2 protein-coding genes are annotated in these 1,682 nt (G+C 57.9%); both read left to right on the top strand.

Features of this window, described 5'->3' with window-relative positions; translation table 11 throughout:
- The first annotated feature begins 607 nt into the window (after window positions 1–607).
- Entirely contained in the window at window positions 608–1,000 is a 393-nt protein-coding gene (locus tag BM317_RS29625; RefSeq protein ID WP_092171466.1) for a DUF6124 family protein, read from the top strand.
- A 297-nt stretch (window positions 1,001–1,297) separates the two neighbouring features.
- On the top strand, window positions 1,298–1,543 hold the full coding sequence (locus BM317_RS29620) for a hypothetical protein (RefSeq protein WP_092171471.1): 246 nt from the start codon (window positions 1,298–1,300) through the stop codon (window positions 1,541–1,543).
- Window positions 1,544–1,682 lie beyond the last annotated feature (139 nt).

Genomic DNA, 1,682 nt, shown 5'->3' with positions numbered 1-1,682 from the left:
CGGCATCCATGCCGGGATGCCCACTCCACAATGCCTGCGTTCGGCCAGCGTGGTTAACGGGGCGCCGAGATCAACGTCCACCGCGAGGCGGCCTGACAGCCGGCCTGGTTCTCCGGTCGTACGTCGATCCATTGTGGGAGCGGGCTTGCTCGCGAAGGCGGCCTTGTAGCCGACCTGTTTCTTTCGGGTGTACCCGATTCACCAGTTGAAGCAACACGCCTCGTCCTCGTCGAACATTAATCCCGTGGCGAGGGAGCTTGCTCCCGCTGGGGCGCGAAGCGGCCCTAAAAGCAGCGACTCCATTTATCTGACACAACGCGGCGCTTGGGTTGGGTCTGCTGCGCAGCCCAGCGGGAGCAAGCTCCCTCGCCACGGGGTTTGCGGTGGGGCGGAAGGCTGCATAAATCATTCAGGTGCGTAGGAAGGATCCGCTCTCCAGAACGAAAGATCCGACAAGCTTTTAAGGTTGTCCCTCGGAAGTGGGCTCTCTAACCTTTTGCGTGTCGCTGCGAAACAGCGGCCGGGAGTGGGAACCCGAAATTAATAGGTCGTAAGCCTCACGACCATAACGGCAAGTGATGGCTCCAATTTCATCAGGAGCATTCGCATGAACGAAGGAAAGACTGAACCGAATTTCAACAGAACAAATCCATTGGCGGATTTCGACGCCATCGAAGACCTCCTAAAAGACCGCGCCGCCGCCGAGCGCGCCCTCGATCATTACCTGAATCCAAAAAAACCAGAGCCAAGCACCGATCAGCGCATCGATAGCCTGTTTTCAGTCACCGCCAAAGCCGACACCGATACGCTGCTCACCAGTACCTCGGAAACCCTGGCCTCGATAAAAGCCATGGCCGAGGATCTGGCATTCGAAGTGGAGGGCACGCGTCGGAGCGTGGCGTTGGGAATTCATCAGTTGGTGGAGTTGTGCCAGTTGCTGGTGGACAAGGCGTTGGATCAGGTCGAGGCACCGGCCAGTTCGGCCTGCCCGCCCACTTAAGGTCGGGCACCGTCCTGTGGCGAGGTAGCTTGCTCCCGCTGGGCTGCGCAGCAGACCCAAACCTGACACTTCGGTGTGTCAGACAGATTGAGTCGCTGCTGTTGGGGCCGCTTCGCGGCCCAGCGGGGATAAATCCCCTCGCCACAAAGAATGCTCGATTCTCCGTAGGCTCTACTGTGCGGACGTACACCTGATACTTCTGACAGTAGATTTTTGGAGGCATGGTTATAAGGTAGCAACAGGCGCGCTGCTAAGCGGCGATGCCGTATTGAGCTAATCCATGGAGGAGGTGTAGCGATGGCCGCCGAAGAAATCCGTATATCTCTTAACGACTTCGATAAAGACGAAAGCCCGGAGGTTCGGCTCGAGTTTTTTCGTGACAGCAAGAGTTACTTGCTCACCTTTGTCGCTTCTTCCCTGAAGGATGGACGCTACGACAAGGTGGGTATAAAAACCGATTTAAACGAAGATGGCGCACGCGACGAGCGAGATATTGAGTTGCTCACCCAGCTCGCACAGGCGGCTGTGCCTTTGCTGAAGTAAAGACCGTTTGATCGTTCCCACGCTCCGCGTGGGAATGCAGCCCGGGACGCTCCGCGTCCCTTTCCAAAGCCGAACGCGGAGCGTCCGTGGAGGCATTCCCACGCCGGAGCGTGGGAACGATCAGGCGGGTTACTGCAAC

Source organism: Pseudomonas sp. NFACC24-1 (genome assembly GCF_900115235.1).
Classification (GTDB): Bacteria; Pseudomonadota; Gammaproteobacteria; order Pseudomonadales; family Pseudomonadaceae; genus Aquipseudomonas; species Aquipseudomonas fluorescens_AA.
The sequence above is the reverse complement of the archived record's forward strand: the minus strand, read 5'-3'. Positions and strand labels throughout refer to the sequence as shown.

Coding starts and splice junctions, on each gene's coding strand:
- BM317_RS29625 (WP_092171466.1), top strand. CDS start 608: ATGAACGAAGGAAAGACTGAACCGAATTTCAACAGAACAAATCCATTG.
- BM317_RS29620 (WP_092171471.1), top strand. CDS start 1,298: ATGGCCGCCGAAGAAATCCGTATATCTCTTAACGACTTCGATAAAGAC.